The organism is Tenacibaculum halocynthiae, assembly GCF_964512825.1.
Classification (GTDB): Bacteria; Bacteroidota; Bacteroidia; order Flavobacteriales; family Flavobacteriaceae; genus Polaribacter; species Polaribacter halocynthiae.
Window position 1 is genome coordinate 182,001 of sequence record NZ_CAZELG010000043.1, and the last position, 18,786, is coordinate 200,786.

The window sequence follows — 18,786 nt, forward strand, 5'->3', positions numbered from 1 at the left end:
GTATAAGCTTAAATAACTATTTCGTTTTTGTAAGTTTGTACAAATTTCAACAAAAACAAAAAAACATTAAGTAACAAGAGTTACAAAGTTACTGTAATAAGTTAAAATATATATGTTAAACGTACATAATTTAACAGTTTCTTTTATGGGAACTGATTTATTTTCTGGAATCACTTTTAAATTAAATAAAGGAGATAGAATAGGGTTGATAGGAAAAAATGGAGCAGGAAAATCTACTTTATTAAAAGTATTATCAAAAGATATAGAAAGCAGTGGAGGTACTATGGCCTTTGATAAGGAGGTACGTATAGGTTTTTTACGTCAAGATATCGACTTTGTTAAGGGAAGAACTATTTTAGAAGAAGCATACCAGGCTTTTACTGAAATTAAAGAAATTGAACTTCAATTAGATGAAATAAATCAGCAATTAGTAGAAAGAACTGATTATGAAAGTGAAGGTTATAATCAATTGATAATTGATTTAAACGAAAAAACTGAAAGATATGAACTCTTAGGAGGTTACAACTACCAAGGTGATACAGAAAAAATATTACAAGGATTAGGTTTTCAACGTGAAGATTTTAATAAGTTAACTGATACTTTTTCTGGGGGATGGCGTATGCGTATTGAACTAGCAAAGTTATTATTACAAAATAATGATATCTTGTTACTGGATGAACCAACAAATCACCTTGATATTGAGTCAATTATTTGGTTAGAAAATTTCTTGAAAAATTATCAAGGAGCTATTGTATTAGTATCGCATGATAAAATGTTTTTAGATAATGTAACTAATAGAACTATAGAAATTTCTTTAGGTCAGATATACGATTATAAAAAACCATATTCTCAATTCTTAGAGTTAAGAGCAGAAATAAAAGAAAAACAACTACAAGCTCAGAAAAATCAAGACAAAGAAATAAAAGCTAAGCAGCAGTTAATTGACAAGTTTAAGGCCAAAGCAAGTAAGGCATCTATGGCACAATCGTTAATGAAACAGCTTGACAAAGTTCAGCGTATTGAGGTTGATGGAGAAGATAATGCAGCAATGAATGTTCGTTTTAGTATATCTAAAGAACCAGGTAAAATAATTGTAGAGGCTGAAAATTTATATAAAAGTTATGGTGATAAGCACGTTTTAGAAAATGTTGACTTATTAATTGAACGTAATAGTAAAATAGCTTTTGTAGGTCAAAATGGGCAAGGAAAATCAACATTAGCAAAAATGATGGTTGGTGAAATTCCATTTGAAGGAAATTTAAAACTAGGTCATAACGTTCAAGTAGGATATTTTGCTCAAAATCAATCAGAACATTTACCACCAGAAAAAACAGTTTTGGAAATAATGGAAGATGCTGCAACTGATTCTAATAGAATGCGAGTAAGGGATATGCTAGGGTCGTTTTTATTTGGAGGAGATGCTGCAGATAAGAAAGCAAAAGTACTATCTGGAGGAGAAAGGAATCGTTTGGCTTTATGTAAATTATTATTATCACCTTTTAATGTGTTAATAATGGATGAGCCTACGAATCACTTAGATATTGCCTCTAAAAATGTATTAAAAAAAGCTCTTGCTGAGTTTAATGGAACATTAATTATAGTATCGCATGATCGTGATTTTTTACAAGGCTTAACAACAACAGTTTATGGGTTTAAAGATAGAGAGATTAAAGAATATTTAGGCGATATTGATTATTTCTTAGAGCAACATAAAATGGAAAGTTTACGTGAAGCTGAAAAGAAAACGGTTATAAAAGAGACTAAAGATACTTCTAAAAAGGAGGCCTATAAATTATCTAGAGAGGAAGAAAAAGAACTCAAAAAACTAAAAAATAAACTCGGTAACATTGAAAATCAAATAGCTGATTTGGAAAGTGAAATTGAAAAAATTGATTTAGAGTTAGCTGAGAATTATGATGAAGTATCTTCAAGGCCTAATTTTTTTGAAAAATATAAAGCAAAAAAAGCTAAAGTTGATACACTAATGGAAGAATGGGAGCTAGTAGAAGAAAAAGTCGAAAAATTTAATTAAATTGAAATAAAGAGTATGAAAAAAATTGCTATTACATTTTTATTATTAAGCATTCCTTTAGTGCTAGCTTCCCAAGAGAATTTTAAAAAATTTATAGAAGTTGGTATATCAAACCATGATAAAGGTAGGTACAAAGAAGCTATAAAATATTATAAAAAAGCTCTTGAAATAAAACCTAATTCAGAATTAGCTAATTATGAAATTTCATTGTCGCTTTTTAGTGCAAAAGAATATAGAAAAGCTATAAAATATTCTAATAAAATAATAAAAAAAGGAAAGAAACATTTATTGCCCGCTTATATTAATAAAGGTTCAGCACTTGATATGCTTGGAAAAACTAAAAAGTCTATTAAAGTTTTCGAAGAAGGGATAAAAAAAATAGGAGACAATTATTTACTTCATTTTAATTTAGCAGTAAACTATTTGAAAGTAGAGAATTATAAAAAAGGAGAAATTCATTTAAAAAAAAGCTATAAGAGATAATCCAGTTCATGGTTCGAGTCATTTTTATTTAGCAAAATTAAATAATGATAAGGGAAATAAAATACCTACGTTATTAGCTAGTTATTATTTTCTTTTAATAGAGCCTAATACTATTAGAACAGAAGAAATATTTGATATATTTAAAAGAGTGCATGAAGGTGTAGTAAAGATTAAAGATAAAGGAGGTAAGAAAAATATAATTGTAAACGTAAACTCTAATTCTAATAATGAGTTTGGAGCTCATGAGTTAATGTGGTCAATGTTGATAGCATCAAAAGAATTAGAAGAAAATAAAAATAAAACTAAAGAAGAATTATTTATTAAAAATACTGGAGATTTTTTTGAGTTTTTAGGTGAATTTAGTTCAAATAAAAAAAGAAATTTTTGGAATGAGTTTTATATTCCTTTTTTTTATAAAATAGCAAAAAGTGAACATTTAGAAACTTATTGTAAATTAATAACACAAGTCGAAGTTGGTTCACAAAAGTGGTTAGATGAAAATGAAAAAAAAGTTAAAGTGTTTTTCAACTGGGCTAACAAAGAATTCAAATAGATGAGAAAATATTTATTATATGTTATTTTAATAGTTTCATGTACTAAAGATGAAGAAATTAAAAAAGAACCAAAGGCAATTGAAATTACTACAGGACTTGAGTTGGTAGACCTTATGGGGAATGTTACAGGGAAAATAGCGAACCCCAATATTTATACAAAAAGAAGTGTCGTAGCAATGTATCCAATACCTACCAATTCCTTTTTAAGTGTAAAATCGACATCTAGTATAAAAAATGTATGGATAGTTAAGGCTATAGTAAGCAAAGAGTTTTTGAATGTAGATTATTCGTCTATTTTAAATACTAAATTATATAGTTCAAGTGAACTAAAACAAAAATCAATCAAATCGTTTGAGGGGCTGAATAAATCATCTTTAAAAATTGATTTTTCAACTTATCCTGAAGGGCATTACAGAGTTTTTGTTGAGTTAGAAAATGGAGATATTTATTGGAATAATACATATACAGGTATTATAAAAGGAAGTGTTTTTGATATTGATTTTTGGAAATAATTTATGCTTACTAATTCAGTAGTTACAAGAAATCAACAAGTATTATTACCTGTTTTAGAAGAAAAAGGTATCCATCTTTTTATTAAAAGAGAAGACGAGATTCATCCTTTTGTATCTGGTAATAAATTTAGAAAGTTAAAGTATAATGTAAAAGAAGCTAAGAATTTAAAAGTAGAAACGTTACTAACTTTTGGAGGTGCATACTCTAATCATATAGCTGCAACTGCATCTTTTGCTCAATTAGCAGGCTTAAACTCAATTGGAATTATACGAGGAGATGAACTTGCAATTAATTTAAAAGAAGTTTTACAAACAAATTTAACTCTGAAGGATGCTCATAAAAATGGAATGCGTTTTAAATTTGTTTCTCGAGAAGCTTATAGGAATAAAACCGCAGCAAGTTTTATTGATAGTTTAAAAGATGAGTTTGGAGAGTTTTATATAATTCCAGAGGGAGGTACTAACGAATTAGCTATTCGAGGTTGTGAGGAAATTTTGACTTCAGAAGATGAAAAATTCAATTATATTTGTTGTGCAATAGGTACTGGTGGTACCATTTCGGGATTGATTAATTCAGCATATTCCGGTCAAAAAATAATTGGATTTCCAGCTTTGAAAGGCGATTTTTTAATTAATGAAATTATTAACTTATCAAATAGGAATGATAATTGGAGCATAGAAAGTAAGTATCATTTTGGTGGGTATGGAAAGCTTAATGACGAATTAATTACATTTATTAATCAATTTAAAGATGCTACAGATATTCCTTTAGATCCTATTTATACTGGAAAAATGATGTTTGGACTCTTAGATATGATTTCTAAAAACAAATTTAAGAGGGGTAGTAAAATAATAGCAATCCATACAGGAGGCTTACAAGGTATAACCGGCATAAATGAAAGGTTAAAGAAAAAAAAGAAACCATTAATAAAATAAAGATTTTTAGGAAGGTATATATGAAATTAAAAATAAGTTTAGTACTTATAATAAGTACATTGGTTTTAACAAGTTGTGGCTCTAAAAAAAGAGTAGTTAATTCTAATAGAAAGCAAGTAGTGTTAGAAAAAACACCAGAAAATGTACCAGATATACCACAACTAGAACAAGTAAAAAAAGTAAGAAAAACAACTACTAATCATACTGTAGCTTATATTGAAAAATATGCTCCGATAGCGGTAAGAAAAATGTATGAATACAATATTCCAGCAAGTATAACACTTGCCCAAGGAGTACTAGAGTCAGGGAGTGGTAGAAGTCCTCTTGCAATTCGTTCAAATAATCATTTCGGAATAAAGTGTCATAGAGGTTGGAAAGGAAAAAGAGTAACACATGATGATGATGAAAAAGGAGAATGTTTTAGAAAATATAAATATCCAGAAACATCCTATGAAGATCATTCAAAATTTTTAACATCAAGAAAGCGATATGCGAGTTTGTTTAAATACAAACACACAAACTATAAAGCATGGGCATATGGTTTAAGAAGAGCGGGATATGCAACGGATAGAAGGTATCCTCAAAAATTGATAGGTATTATAAAAAAGTATAACCTATCAAAATATGATTATATGAAACTTCCAAAGAAAAAAAATAAATATACACCAGTTAAAACTGTAGGAAATTATTATAAAGTTAAAAAAGGAGATACTTTATTTTCAATTGCTAGAAAGTTTGATGTGAGTGTAAAACAGCTAAAAGAAGTAAACGGATTAAAAGATAATACAATTAGTATAGGACAACATTTATTGTTACAATAAAATAAAAAGCGAAGTATAATATATACTTCGCTTTTTTAATAATCCCCCGATTATCACTACCATGAGTAGTTTTTCTTTTTAGCTTGTTTTTTAATAGCTTTTATTATAACACTTTCTAATTCATTCTTTTTATTGTTTTCCTTTTGTTTTTTTGCAACAAATTTTTTTCTTTTTTTACTTAATTCTTGAATTTTAAGTTGAATTTCTTTACGCTCAGCATGTTGTTTTTTTACATAACTTTTAATTTCTTGGGTAGATTTATTTTGTAAGTAACTTGGCAATTGTTTCTTTTTTAGTTTTTTATATGAAAAGTTTTTATCTTTTGAAGCATCTACTAAATCCCAAGAGGCATTGTTATATAATTTAGAGCTTTTAGTAACAGCTCTTTTTACAACAACGACTTCATCTAAAGCCTCTGCATTAGTATCTTGTTTCGCTTGTTTTTCATACTTTGAAGCTCCTTTATTACCATAATATAAGTAAGTCTTATTAAGTTTTTTATTTAAAATTATAATGTCATTATCGTATGGTGTAACAATATGTACAATATTTTTATTTTGATTAATAGTCATATAATCACCACCACCTAAATGCGCACCTTGTTGCCAGCTTCCAGAAATTCCTTGATTATAATTTCCACAAAAAATAGTATTTATAGTAATGTCTTTTTCTTTAGCATCTGTTATAGCGTCTTTAAAGTTAACCTTACCTTGAGTAAAAGGTTCGTTTCCTGCAATGAAAATCATTTTTAAATCACCTTTATCTTCTCCCCATTTTAATTCATTTATGGAAGTTTGGATTGCTTGACCACAATATTCACTTCCTCCATTAGTAGTTAATGAAAATAAATGTTCAGAAATTTCATCTAGATCACTTGTAAATTTTGAAACTAGTTTGATATACCCTTCTTTTACAGATAATCTACTATTTCCATATTCATACAAAGCAATCTTTAAATTAGGCGATTTTCCTCTACATTTTGCATATGAAAGTTCATTGACAATTTCCCAAAGTTGTGCTTTTGCTTGATTAATAAGACCATCCATACTATTACTAGTATCTAATAATAAAGCAACCTTAACAGTTTGTTTTTTGTTATCATTTTTAATAATTGGGTTATTAGTAGCATAGCTGGTTATACCAGTTAATAAATGAATTAATAGAAATACTTTTAATACATAAGTTCTCATAATTTTTTGTTTTTAAGTTTATAAAAAGATTAAAAGTTTGGAGTTGAATTACTATTATTTAATTTCAAAAATCACATGGATTGTAGAAACAAGTTTTATGTTTTCAAATTGAACAGTTTCGTTTCTGTAGCTTTTAATTTTTGAAATGTTAGAATTGTATGAATTAGAATTACCTACATAGTTAATTTGTGCAAAATTTTGATGGTTTTGTTCAATTTCTGTTACTTTAATTGGTTTACCTGTTTTAGCATTAATAGCATTAAGTAAATAATCAGCTTTTTCTTTGGCTGCTTTAATAGCATTAATTCTATTTTTCTTTCTATACTCTGCAAGTTTTGAATGCGTAGCTTTAGTTAAAGAAGCTTCAGTGATCTTTAATTTCTTGAAAATTTTAAAGGCTTGTTTCAATTTTTGAGCCCCAGCTATTTTTAAAGTATATTTACCAATTGAAAGTATTTCTTTTGTCCACCAACCAGTTTTTGAAATTATAGAGTTAACGTCAGAAATAGATAAATTTTTGCTAGGGATATTAATGAGTTGTAATTCCCTTTTTAAAGAGTTTTCTAGTTCTCCTAAAGTGATTTTCTTACCCTTTTCTACTCGTTCTTGTAAACAAATATCAATGTGAATTTCATCAGGACTAACTTCCAATTCAGCTTTTCCTGTAATATTAATATGTGGTCTTTCATTAGTATTTATTTGACTGATACTTGTAGTTGAAATAAAAAGAAGAAGTAAAATGTAAATAGTCCTCATAATGATTTATTGTTTTTTGATAGTGTAAAACTACTACCAACTTTTTCATAATAAAAAGAAGAATGAGTATGTGCCCTTTTTTAATGAGTAAACGGGATAACTAATTTAGTTAACAAGGAAAAATCACAGGGAAAAACCCTATTTTAAGAGGAGAAGCATTTTTTTTATTGGTTTTTTGATGATAAGTTTACATCATATTAAAAGTAAAAAGAACTACTGTAAGTTTTCGGTAAAACTTTTTTCTAATAAATAGGACAGATATTTTTTACAATTTTAAATATCTTTAAAAAGGAAATCATATAAAAATGTGGAAAAAAATACAAATAGTACTCTTTTTTTTAGTAACTCATACACTAGTTTCTCAACAATTAAAAAGTGCAAATTATATTATAAAAGTACAAGTAGTTGATATAGAAAGTAAGAAGTCAATACCTAACGCTGATGTGATGGTTAATGGTTCTTTTTATAAATATTCTCCAATAAAAGGCAGATATGAAATAAAAGCTAAAAAAGGAGATGAATTAATAGTAAGGCATTCCGATTTTAATACTGTGTATTATACTATTCAGGGTAATGATGATATTCGGATAGAGGTAGAAAGCACTATAGATAAAAAAGTGTTTAGTAGGGTTTTAAAAAATCCTAGATCTCTCAAAAAGAGAAAAAGAGAATCTTCATACAATGAATACCTTGATTCAGCTAAATTTTATAAGAAAAAAAATATAGATAAAAGTTTATCGTTCATAGAAAAAACATTAAAAGAGGTAGAGTCTAAGTCAAGAAGAAGTGCTTCTTTTAAGGTGTTGGCTGATATTTATTTGTATTGGAAACAATATGATTTAGCTATTGAAAATTATAAAGCATCCTTAAAAGAAAAAGAAAGTGCTAAAGTTCGATTAGAACTAGCCAAAGTTGAGTCTTTGAATAAGCAGTATTCTGAAAGCGAACAATCTTATTTAAAAAGTTTAAAAGGAAGGTTAAGTGCTTATGAGAAATTAACTGCATTTGAAGGTTTAGGTGATGTTTTTAAAGGGAAAAAAAAATTTACTAAGGCAGAATATAACTATAAACAAGCATTAATAATTGCAAAGAAAAATTTAATAACTCCTAAAGTAACAGACTTAAATTCAAAATTAGCTGAAGTGTTTGCTGAACAAGGTAAAATAAAAAAAGCAGATATTTTATTTCAAAATTCATTGCAGTTAGCTAATAAAGAAAATATTAAGCGATCATTAAAAGAAGAACAAAAAGTTGCTGATTTTTATAATAAATCTGGTCGGTTTGATGATGAAATTCAATTACGAAAAGAGAGTTTAAAAAAGGCAAAAGATATTAATATAGAAACAGAAGATAAAGAAACACTTGTAGACTCAATAACTTCACAAAAAATAAATTATAAAATTGGAAATGCATATCTTCAAAAAGAAAATTATCAAGAGGCAATAGCTTTTTTAGAAAAAAGTATTGACGATGCTGATAAAAGTGAAGACTTAATTATAAAAAAAGATGCAACAAGGAAATTATCTGAAATACATGAAACTGTAGGTGATTATACAAAAGCGTTAAAGAGTTACCAAGATTATGTGAAATTGGTAGATACTTTGTATATAAAAAAGGAACAAGAAATACAGCAAGTAAAAAGATTTAGTAAACGAATATTCGATAACCAAAATAGAATTGCAAGTTTAGAAAAAGATAAAGAACTTTCTGATAGTAAAATAAACTTAGCATATAAAGATCAACAATTAGTTGAAGAAAGTAATAAGCGACAAGAAATAATAATTTATTCTTTATTAGGAGGTATGTTGTTAATTAGTTTACTTGTTTATTATATGTATAGAAATATAAGACAGCAAAAATTAGCCAATAATTTACTTGCTTTGAAATCAATGCGTTCGCAAATGAATCCGCATTTTATTTTTAATGCACTAAATTCTGTTAATAGTTTTATAGCTGTAAATGATGAACGAAGTGCTAATCGATATTTATCTGAATTCTCAGTGCTAATGCGTTCTGTACTTGAAAATTCTGATGAAGATTTTATACCACTTTCAAAAGAAATTGAACTTTTACAATTATATGTGAAGTTAGAACATAATAGATTCCAAGATAAATTTGAATATACTATTTCTGTTGATGAAAAAATTCCTTTAGATAAGTATTCTATCCCGCCAATGCTTTTACAACCCTATATTGAAAATGCTATATGGCATGGGCTTCGATATAAGAAAGAAAAAGGGAATCTTATTATTTCTATGAATCAGAAAACAGAAAATACCATAATGATAAACATTGAAGATGATGGTGTGGGTAGAAAAAAGTCAATGGAAATGAAAACAAAAAATCAGCTAAAGCAAAAGTCAAAAGGAATGAGTACTATAAAAAATAGAATAGGCATTCTTAATGATATGTATCAAGATAAAATATCAGTAAATGTAACTGATAATTTTGCTGATGGAAGAGGTACAAAAGTCGAATTAATATTAAAAAAAGATTAAGCTATGAAAATAAATGCCATCATTGTAGAAGATGAAGCTATAAGTAGAGATATACTTAGAAATTATATAGGAAAGTATTGTCCAAATGTAAAGCTATTAGGAGAAGCAAGCAATATTAAAGACGGGTATGAACTAATTCAGAAGCATGAGTTAGATTTAGTGTTTTTAGATGTTGAAATGCCATATGGAAATGCTTTTGACTTGTTAGAAAAAGTTGGAGATAGAACCTTTGAAACTATTTTTGTAACTGCCTATGATCATTATGCAATAGATGCATTAAATAATCAAGCTTCTTATTATTTATTAAAGCCTATATCAATAGATGAATTGATAAAGGCAGTAAATCATGTTACAGAAATAAAAGAAAAAGAGATAGCACTTGAAAATGAAGTATTGACTCCTAAAGAAATTACTAAATCTGGGAAAATTACAATTCCACAGTTAGACGGTTTTGAAGTAATAGATGTAAATGATATTCTTTTTTGTAAAGCTGATGATAATTATACAGAAATATATTTTGCAAACACAAAAAAATTAGTAAGCAAAACATTAAAACATTTTGAAGAAATATTAAAAGAATACACATTTGCTAGAGTACATAAATCGTATTTGGTAAACGTAAATGCTATTGTAAAATATAAAAAAGGTAAAGGAGGGAGTATTGTTGTTTCTAATGGAAAAGAAATAACAGTATCATCAACAAAAAAAGCAAACTTATTATCATATTTTAAATAAATGAAAATTATAAAACCAGTAAACGGAAAATATCCACAGATACCTGATGATTGTTATGTGGCAGAGAATGCTACTATAGTTGGAGATGTACAAATAGGTAAAGAATGTAGTGTGTGGTTTAATGCGGTAATTCGTGGAGATGTACACTATATAAAAATGGGAAATAAAGTGAACATACAAGACGGAGCAGTAATTCACGCGACTTATCAAAAATCACCAACAACTATTGGTAATAATGTATCAATAGGTCATAATGCTATAGTTCATGGATGTACAATTCATGATAATGTTTTGGTAGGAATGGGGAGTATTATCATGGATGACTGTGTAGTAGAATCAAATTCAATTATTGCTGCTGGAGCAGTTGTTACAAAAAACACAAGAGTTGAAAGTGGAAGTATTTATGCAGGGGTACCAGCTAAAAAAGTAAAAGATATTTCAGAAGAACTTATTTCTGGAGAAATAGATAGGATAGCAAATAATTACGTAAAGTATTCTGGATGGTTTAAAGAATAAATAATTAGTTTATAAAAATATTTTAAAAAGTAAGCCAATGACTTACCAAAAGTAAGTCGTTGGCTTACTTACTCTGTGTTTTTTGTTTGTAGTTTTGCCGAAAAAAAATAAAAATGAAAAAAAAGACAGAAAAATTAGTTATAAATATTTGCAAAGGAATACTTTTTTTAAGCATGCCATTAGCATTAAGTAATTGTGAGAGTGAAATTAATACTCTATCACCAGATGGAATTAATACTACACTTCAAGAGCAAGGATTGAATGAACAAAATGAAGGCATTTCTTTACCTGTAGATTGTCAAGGAAATGATTGTTCTTCAACTATTTTAGCAAATAAAATAAATGAATTACTTGATAAGAGTTTAAATGAAGAAGAATTATTGTGGTTATTTAATAATGAAGAAGAGGCTAAACAAATTAAAAATTATTTAGAAGTTAATCAAGTTTCAAGTAAAGCTAAAAAAATTGCAAAATTTCAAATTGAAACTAACATTTTAATCGGGTTAACAAGTAAGTTGAAAGTTTTAAAAACTTCAAATTTACCAACTTATATGATTGGAGAATCGTCAGAAGTAAAAGATTTACTTGCTAATTTTTCTAAATTAATAGACTCTAAAGAAATGAGTTATCAAGAAAATTTAGATAAAACTATTTTAACTTATTTCAAAGCTAGGTTTCCTTATAATAGTACCTATATAAATATAGAAACAAAAATAAATCCAGATACTCCAAGTACTATTATAAATGAATTTGAATTATTGAAAATAAAATCATTCAGTAATAAAGCGGTGAATAACTTTGTAAACTGGACACAGAATTCTTTTGAGAAAAAAATAAAAGGAACAACAACAAAGTTAAAAGTTTCTGGCTCTTTTGACTTTATAGTAACTTTTGAAAATACTGATATGTTAGTTGAAGAGTTTTGGGTGATTGACATAGAGCTTAATAATCAAACAGGAAAACCAATTTCAATGGAACTAACAAAAAAATAGTTTTGCAAGAATTATTAAATTAGAAGTTTATTAAAGTAAATGTTGTAAAAACAAAAGCTCGGTTATAAAAACCGAGCTTTAAAAACTAATCACAGGTTAATCAAACCTATCTACTACTACTATTACTAATTAATGTCTATTACTTCTTTTGTGTATTTTTTTCTTAGCTTTCTTCTTTCTTTTATGTATTTTCTTAGCGGTCATTTTTTCAAATCTTTCATATTGCTTTTCGTTTAAAATACTTTTCATTTCTGTTTTAAAAGCAATTAACTTGTTAAGTCTACTATTAGCAACTGCATAACGTTCATCAGCAGAAGGTTTTTTACCACTTTCTTTCATAGCCTTTCTTTTAGAACGTAATTCCTTCTTTTCATTAATTTGCTCAGCAAGTAAAGGTTTTACTCTACGTTGTTGAGAATCCGTCAAATCTAACTTTAAAGCCATTTTTTTAACAGCTAATTCAGTTTGTTGTTCAACTGTCATTCTTTCTTTCTTTTCTTTTTGTGCATTTACAGAAGTGGAGATGCTTATTACAAAAACTAAAAACCCTATTATTTTTTTCATTTTATTTAAATTTTAATTACACATCTATGACTAATCAATCATAAAAAGGTTTAAATTTGGTAGAAATATTAACACTCTTTAACATCTTTATGAAACGCTTTTTATCCTTTCTTTTGAAGCTTGTATTACTATTAACTGTAATCTTTATAATTTTCTTTTATTGGGCATCTTCTTCAACAAAAGAGAAATCTAGTTATGCTGAATTGCTTCAAAACGAGTACTCTACAATAAAAGATAATGATTCTATATATAGTATTGTAACTTATAATATTGGATATTTAAGCGGAATGACAAATAATAGAGCAGTAGCTAAATCAAAAGAACTATTTGATACTAATTTGAAGAAAGTTATTAAGGAAATAAAAAATGTGAATCCAGATATTATAGCATTTCAAGAAATAGATTACAATGCTTCACGTTCATATGAAGTTAATCAAGAAGAAGAAATAGCAAAATTAGGATATAATTACGTAGCTAGAGGTGTTAATTGGGATGAACGCTATTTACCTTTTCCGTATTGGCCACCAAGCATGCATTTTGGAAAAGTAGTTTCTGGACAATCTATACTAAGTAAGTATCCATTAAAAGAATATAAAAGAGTTGTTTTAGAAAGGGTTTCTGATAACCCTTTTTATAGAGATGCTTTTTATTTAGATAGATTATTACAAATAACTAAAGTAGTTATTGAAGATAAAGAAGTGGTATTAATGAATGTACACTTAGAAGCTTTTGATAAAAAAACAAGAGGAAATCAATTACAAAAAGTAATACAATTATTTAAAAAATATTCTAAAACAAACCCAACAATTTTATTAGGTGATTTTAATAGTGATCCAAAATATAAAAATGCATTAATTAAACAAGTTTTTAAGATTCCAAATATTGGTAATGCTGCTTTTTTAGATACTAAATATGAAATGACTTTTGATACAAAAGATCCTTTTGAGCGATTAGACTACATTTTTTACACAAAAAACACGATAGAATATATAAAAGGAAAAGTATTGAAAGAATTTGGTCAATCGTCTGATCATCTGCCTGTTGTGATGAGTTTTAAACTGAGATAAAAGCAGGTTTTATTTTGTTTTATTTAAAAAAAGTAAAATAATGTTAGGATATTAAAAATTAATTTTAAAATATTTGTACTCGTAAAAGTTCAAACACTTATTGACGATGTTATCAAGAAAGGTGGAGGGATTAGACCCTGTGAAACCTTAGCAACCCTTTGCGCAATGCAAAGAAGGTGCTAAATTCTACCAAAACATTACTTCATTTTAAATTTAGAAGTAATAATAAACGGATAGATAACCCAAGAGAAGTTTCTAAATTCAAGAAACATCTTAATTCTTAATAACATTTTTCTAGTAAGCAACATCTTTTAAAGATGTGTTTTGGCTTTTGTTTTAATTTTTTTATTAACTCAAAAAACAAGAAAAATGAGTACACAAAAATTTGCAACTAATGCGTTGCACGCAGGACATGATGTTAAACAAACAGGTGGAACAAGAGCTGTTCCTATTTATCAAACAACATCATATGTTTTTAATGATTCTGATCATGCAGCAAATCTATTTTCATTAAAAGAATTAGGATTTATTTATACACGTTTAAATAATCCAACAAATCAAATTTTACAAGATCGTTTAGCAGCTATTGAAGGCGGTACAGGAGCTGTTGTTTTTGCTTCAGGAACTGCAGCAATTTCAACAGGGTTATTAACTTTGTTAAAAGCAGGTGATCATATTGTAGCATCAAGTAGTTTATATGGAGGAACCTATAATTTATTAAGCGTTACATTACCAAGATTAGGAATTACAACTACATTTGTTGATGCTTCAAATCCTGAAAATTTTGAAAAAGCTGTACAAGAAAATACAAGAGCATTTTTTGTTGAATCATTGGGAAATCCAAAATTAGACGTATTAGACTTAAGAGGAATTTCTGTATATGCAAAAAAAGCAGAAGTCCCTTTTATTGTTGACAATACGGTAGCAACACCTGCATTATTAAATCCAATAGAACATGGAGCAAATATTGTAATTCATTCACTTACAAAATATATTGGAGGTCAAGGAAACTCTTTAGGAGGTGCAATTATTGATGCTGGAACTTTTAACTGGGCAAATGGAAAATTTCCTGAGTTTACTGAGCCTTCAGCTGGTTACCATGGATTGGTATATCATGAAGCATTAGGAGCAGCATCTTATACATTTAAATTAATTTTAGAAGGATTACGAGATTTTGGAGGAGCATTAAGTCCAACAAATGCTTTTCAAATAATTCAAGGATTGGAAACATTAGAAGTTCGTATTCAAAAGCATAGCGAAAATGCTTTAGAGTTAGCTAAATGGTTAGAAAATCAAGAAGAAGTATCATGGGTAAACTATCCTGGTTTAGCAACTAGTAAATATAAATCATTATCAGATTTATATTTACCTAAAGGACAAAGTGGTATTGTAACTTTCGGATTAAAAGGAGGATATGAAGCGGCAAAAACAGTAGCAAATACTACAAAGTTATTTTCACTGTTAGCAAACATAGGAGACACTAAATCTTTAATTATCCATCCGGCAAGTACTACTCATCAGCAATTGAGTGAAGAAGCTCAAGAAAATGCAGGAGTAACAAAAGACTTAATTCGTTTATCAGTAGGGATAGAAAATATTGATGATTTACAAACTGATTTAAAAGAAGCTTTTACTAAAATTCCTCAACAAGATTTAGTTTAAAAAAGAAGTTAAAGGAAATCATGAGTATTAAAGAAAAATTAAATCACCTAACTATTTTTAGTTGTATTACAGATAGTGGTGCTCAGTTTACTAATTTACCGTTAAGTTATCAGTTGTTTGGTAAAAAACTGGGTACTGCTCCTGTGATTTTAATAAACCATGCGCTAACAGGAAACAGCAATGTAGCCGGAAAAGAGGGATGGTGGAAAGAATTAGTTGGAAATGAAAGAGTAATAGATACCAATGTGTATACGATACTTTGTTTCAATATACCAGGAAACGGATTTGATGATTTTTTAATTGACGATTATAAAAGTTTTGTAGCTCGTGATATAGCTAAAATATTTTTAGAGGGATTAAAATTATTAAAAATAGAAAAGCTTTTTGCTTTAATAGGAGGTTCTTTAGGAGGTGGAATAGCATGGGAAATGGTAGTTTTAAATCCTAAAATAACTGAGCATTTTATACCTGTAGCTACAGATTGGAAATCAACCGATTGGTTAATTGCTAATTGTCAAATACAAGAGCAGTTTTTAGTAAATTCTAGTAACCCTGTTCATGATGCTCGTATGCATGCAATGTTATGCTATCGTACACCAGAATCTTTTAAAAAACGTTTTCAACGATCTAAAAATGAAGAACTACAAATTTTTAATGTAGAAAGTTGGTTACTTCACCATGGAAAAAAATTACAAGAGCGTTATCAGTTAGCTTCTTATAAATTGATGAATCAATTGTTAAAAACAATTGATGTAACCAAAGGTAAAAAAGGAAGTAATGTATTAGAAACGATTGAAGGAGATATTCATATTGTTGGTGTAGATTCTGATTTGTTTTTTACTGCGGAAGAAAACAGAGAAACACATAAAGAGTTAGCATTAGTAAATTCAAATGTAACTTATAACGAAATAAATTCTGATCATGGACATGATGCATTTTTGATGGAACATGATCAATTAGAAAAAATTATTGAACCAATATTCAATAAAAATTCAAAAAATAAAAAAATGAAAATTTTAAAATTTGGAGGAAAATCTTTATCTAACGAAGGGATACATAATGTAGTATCTATTATAGAGCAAAAGATTAATGAAGGAGAAAAGGTGGCTGTTGTAGTTTCTGCAAGAGGGAACGCAACAGATACATTAGAAGAGCTATTAGTTAAGGCATCAAAAAATGAAACATATTTAGAACAACTAGAAGCATTTAAATATGAACAGTCACAAATTACACCATTAGTTGATTTTTCAAAAGAGTTTACTAGGTTAGAAAAACTATTTGAAGGAGTAAGTTTATTAGGAGATTTTAGTGATAAAATAAAGGATGAAGTTTTAGCACAAGGAGAATTATTGTCTATAAAAACAGTAGCTGAGTTACTAGAACAAAAAGGAATTAACACTAAAGCTACTGATGCTAGAGGATTATTAAAGACTGATAAAAATTTGGGTAATGCTCAAACAGTTCTTGATGTTTCAAAAGAAAATGTAAAAAAACATTTCAAAGAGTTTAATGGAACTACCGTTAATATAGTAACAGGGTTTATAGCTTCTAATACAAAAAATGAAACAACAACACTGGGTAGAAATGGAAGTAATTATACAGCTTCGCTCTTAGCAAATTATTTAGATGCTGAAGAATTGCAAAACTATACTCATGTTGATGGAATATTTACAGCAAATCCAGATTTAGTAGAAGATGCAAAAAAAATAGAAGAGTTATCTTTTTCTGAAGCAAATGAATTGGCCAATTTTGGGGCAAACATTTTACATGCAAAAACAATTATTCCATTGTTAGAGAAAAATATAAATCTACGTATTTTAAATACATTTAACCCTGAAGATAAAGGTACTTTGATTACAGCTAAATCAAGTTCTAAGGGTATTAAATCATTATCTGTATTAGATAAAGTAGCTTTACTAAACTTTGAAGGAAGAGGTTTATTGGGTAAGGTAGGTGTTGATGCTCGTATTTTTAAAGCATTAAGTAGCCAGGATATAAGTGTTAGTATTATTTCTCAAGGATCTTCTGAAAGAGGTATTGGATTAGTAGTTGATAAGGATAAATCTGAAGAGGCAGTTAAAGTATTAGAGCAAGAATTTGAAAGTGATTTATTATCTAAAGACGTGAATCAAATATCTATTATTGATGATGTTTCAGTAATTTCAATAATAGGACAAGATTTGAGTGAATTTCATCACCCTTATAATGCCTTGATTAAAAATCAAATTGTTCCTTTATTATTTAATAATACAATTACGGGTAAAAATGTTAGTCTAGTAGTTAAAAAAGAAGAATTACATAAAGCAGTTAATGTAATTCATGGACAAGTTTTTGGAGTTGCAAAAAAGATAAATATAGCAGTATTTGGAAAAGGATTGGTTGGTGGAACGTTAATAGATCAAATTTTAGAGAGTGCTAAAGCTATTTTAGATAGACGTAAAGTTCAATTAAATGTTTTTGCTATAGCAAACTCCAAAAAAGTAGTATTAACAAAAACTGGAGTTACCAAAAATTGGGAAAAAGAGTTAGAAAATAGTGAGAACAATTTACAAACTGTAGATGCTGTAATAGCTTATGCTAAGAAACATCATTTAGAAAACTTAATAGCAGTAGATAATACAGCTAGTAAAGGTTTTATAGATAATTATATTCCACTAGTAGAAGCTGGTTTTGACTTAGTTTCGTCAAATAAAATAGCAAATACTGTATCATATGATTTTTATAAAAAGTTACGAAAAACACTAGATATTAATAAGAAAAGTTATTTATATGAAACGAATGTAGGAGCAGGATTACCATTAATTGATACTATAAAGTTACTGCATGATTCTGGAGAGAATATAACAAGAATTAGAGGTGTTTTTTCGGGTTCATTAAGTTATTTGTTTAATAAGTTTTCATCTGTAAAGGTAGAGTTTTCAAAGGTGTTACAAGAAGCTATAGATAGTGGATTTACCGAGCCAGATCCAAGAGAGGATTTATGTGGAAATGATGTGGCAAGAAAATTATTAATCTTAGCTAGGGAATTAGATTTAGAAAATGAATTTGATGATATTACAATAGAGAATTTAATTCCTAAAGAATTCAGAAAAATATCATCTGAAGAGTTTTTGTCAAGCTTAGAAAAATTAAGCCCTATTTTTCAAAAATTAAAAGAGGAACAAGAAGAAAATCATGTGTTAAGATACATAGGTGATTTATATGGAGATTTATCACAAACAAAAGGAAAGTTAGATGTAAAATTAGTTTCTGTACCTGTTAGTTCACCTTTAGGAAGTTTAAAAGGATCTGATGCTATTTTTGAAATTTATACTGAATCTTATGGAGAACAACCTATTGTAATTCAAGGAGCAGGTGCTGGTGCAAAAGTAACTGCAAGAGGAGTATTTGGAGATATTCTACGATTGACAAAAAGCAATAACTAGGCATTAAACGTCATTAAAATATATAAGATCAAAAATATTTTAG

16 protein-coding genes and 1 riboswitch are annotated in these 18,786 nt (G+C 27.9%); of the genes, 13 read left to right on the forward strand and 3 right to left on the reverse strand.

Annotation, left to right across the window (positions count from 1 at the left end):
• The first annotated feature begins 112 nt into the window (after positions 1-112).
• The 6 genes from ACKTTQ_RS17260 to ACKTTQ_RS17285 all read left to right on the forward strand — a co-directional run bounded on the left by ACKTTQ_RS17260 (position 113) and on the right by ACKTTQ_RS17285 (position 5,338).
• Positions 113-2,032 carry an ABC-F family ATP-binding cassette domain-containing protein gene (locus ACKTTQ_RS17260; protein WP_093870361.1) on the forward strand — a complete coding sequence of 640 codons (1,920 nt, stop codon included), beginning with the start codon at positions 113-115 and terminating at the stop codon, positions 2,030-2,032.
• 15 nt (positions 2,033-2,047) lie between these two features.
• Positions 2,048-2,515: a tetratricopeptide repeat protein gene (locus tag ACKTTQ_RS17265; RefSeq protein ID WP_408049911.1), complete on the forward strand. Its 468-nt coding sequence runs from the start codon at positions 2,048-2,050 to the stop codon at positions 2,513-2,515.
• A gap of 148 nt (positions 2,516-2,663) precedes the next feature.
• Positions 2,664-3,068 (forward strand): hypothetical protein, encoded by a 405-nt coding sequence (locus tag ACKTTQ_RS17270; RefSeq protein WP_408049912.1) that lies wholly within the window; start codon positions 2,664-2,666, stop codon positions 3,066-3,068.
• A complete protein-coding gene (locus ACKTTQ_RS17275) occupies positions 3,069-3,581 on the forward strand; it encodes a hypothetical protein (RefSeq protein WP_299136507.1) in 513 nt (170 codons plus the stop codon).
• Between the two features lie 3 nt (positions 3,582-3,584).
• A complete protein-coding gene (locus ACKTTQ_RS17280; protein ID WP_408049913.1) occupies positions 3,585-4,517 on the forward strand; it encodes a 1-aminocyclopropane-1-carboxylate deaminase/D-cysteine desulfhydrase in 933 nt (310 codons plus the stop codon).
• A gap of 20 nt (positions 4,518-4,537) precedes the next feature.
• Positions 4,538-5,338 (forward strand): glucosaminidase domain-containing protein, encoded by an 801-nt coding sequence (locus ACKTTQ_RS17285; RefSeq protein ID WP_093870364.1) that lies wholly within the window; start codon positions 4,538-4,540, stop codon positions 5,336-5,338.
• A 56-nt stretch (positions 5,339-5,394) separates the two neighbouring features.
• Here the strand turns inward: ACKTTQ_RS17285 and ACKTTQ_RS17290 are convergent, their stop codons facing one another.
• Positions 5,395-6,528: a vWA domain-containing protein gene (locus ACKTTQ_RS17290; protein ID WP_093870365.1), complete on the reverse strand. Its 1,134-nt coding sequence runs from the start codon at positions 6,526-6,528 to the stop codon at positions 5,395-5,397.
• A 54-nt stretch (positions 6,529-6,582) separates the two neighbouring features.
• A complete protein-coding gene (locus tag ACKTTQ_RS17295) occupies positions 6,583-7,284 on the reverse strand; it encodes an SIMPL domain-containing protein (protein ID WP_093870366.1) in 702 nt (233 codons plus the stop codon).
• 305 nt (positions 7,285-7,589) lie between these two features.
• On the opposite strand from ACKTTQ_RS17295, the gene ACKTTQ_RS17300 reads away from it, so the two are divergent.
• From ACKTTQ_RS17300 to ACKTTQ_RS17315, 4 genes are all read left to right on the forward strand, one after another.
• Entirely contained in the window at positions 7,590-9,782 is a 2,193-nt protein-coding gene (locus ACKTTQ_RS17300; protein ID WP_408049914.1) for a tetratricopeptide repeat-containing sensor histidine kinase, read from the forward strand.
• Between the two features lie 3 nt (positions 9,783-9,785).
• Positions 9,786-10,517: a LytR/AlgR family response regulator transcription factor gene (locus ACKTTQ_RS17305; protein WP_408049915.1), complete on the forward strand. Its 732-nt coding sequence runs from the start codon at positions 9,786-9,788 to the stop codon at positions 10,515-10,517.
• Entirely contained in the window at positions 10,518-11,033 is a 516-nt protein-coding gene (locus ACKTTQ_RS17310; protein WP_093870369.1) for a gamma carbonic anhydrase family protein, read from the forward strand.
• 113 nt (positions 11,034-11,146) lie between these two features.
• The gene (locus tag ACKTTQ_RS17315) at positions 11,147-12,025 is read left to right on the forward strand and encodes a hypothetical protein (protein ID WP_408049916.1); all 879 of its coding nucleotides are present in this window, start codon (positions 11,147-11,149) and stop codon (positions 12,023-12,025) included.
• 129 nt (positions 12,026-12,154) lie between these two features.
• Here ACKTTQ_RS17315 and ACKTTQ_RS17320 read toward each other — a convergent pair whose 3' ends face one another.
• Positions 12,155-12,589 carry a hypothetical protein gene (locus ACKTTQ_RS17320; protein ID WP_408049917.1) on the reverse strand — a complete coding sequence of 145 codons (435 nt, stop codon included), beginning with the start codon at positions 12,587-12,589 and terminating at the stop codon, positions 12,155-12,157.
• An 89-nt stretch (positions 12,590-12,678) separates the two neighbouring features.
• Here ACKTTQ_RS17320 and ACKTTQ_RS17325 point away from each other — a divergent pair, with 89 nt between their 5' ends.
• The 3 genes from ACKTTQ_RS17325 to thrA all read left to right on the forward strand — a co-directional run bounded on the left by ACKTTQ_RS17325 (position 12,679) and on the right by thrA (position 18,743).
• Positions 12,679-13,656 (forward strand): endonuclease/exonuclease/phosphatase family protein, encoded by a 978-nt coding sequence (locus ACKTTQ_RS17325; RefSeq protein WP_408049918.1) that lies wholly within the window; start codon positions 12,679-12,681, stop codon positions 13,654-13,656.
• A gap of 106 nt (positions 13,657-13,762) precedes the next feature.
• Positions 13,763-13,900, forward strand: a riboswitch (SAM riboswitch).
• A 125-nt stretch (positions 13,901-14,025) separates the two neighbouring features.
• Positions 14,026-15,318 (forward strand): O-acetylhomoserine aminocarboxypropyltransferase/cysteine synthase family protein, encoded by a 1,293-nt coding sequence (locus tag ACKTTQ_RS17330; RefSeq protein ID WP_408049919.1) that lies wholly within the window; start codon positions 14,026-14,028, stop codon positions 15,316-15,318.
• Between the two features lie 26 nt (positions 15,319-15,344).
• The gene (gene thrA, locus ACKTTQ_RS17335; RefSeq protein WP_408049938.1) at positions 15,345-18,743 is read left to right on the forward strand and encodes a bifunctional aspartate kinase/homoserine dehydrogenase I; all 3,399 of its coding nucleotides are present in this window, start codon (positions 15,345-15,347) and stop codon (positions 18,741-18,743) included.
• Positions 18,744-18,786: the final 43 nt, after the last annotated feature.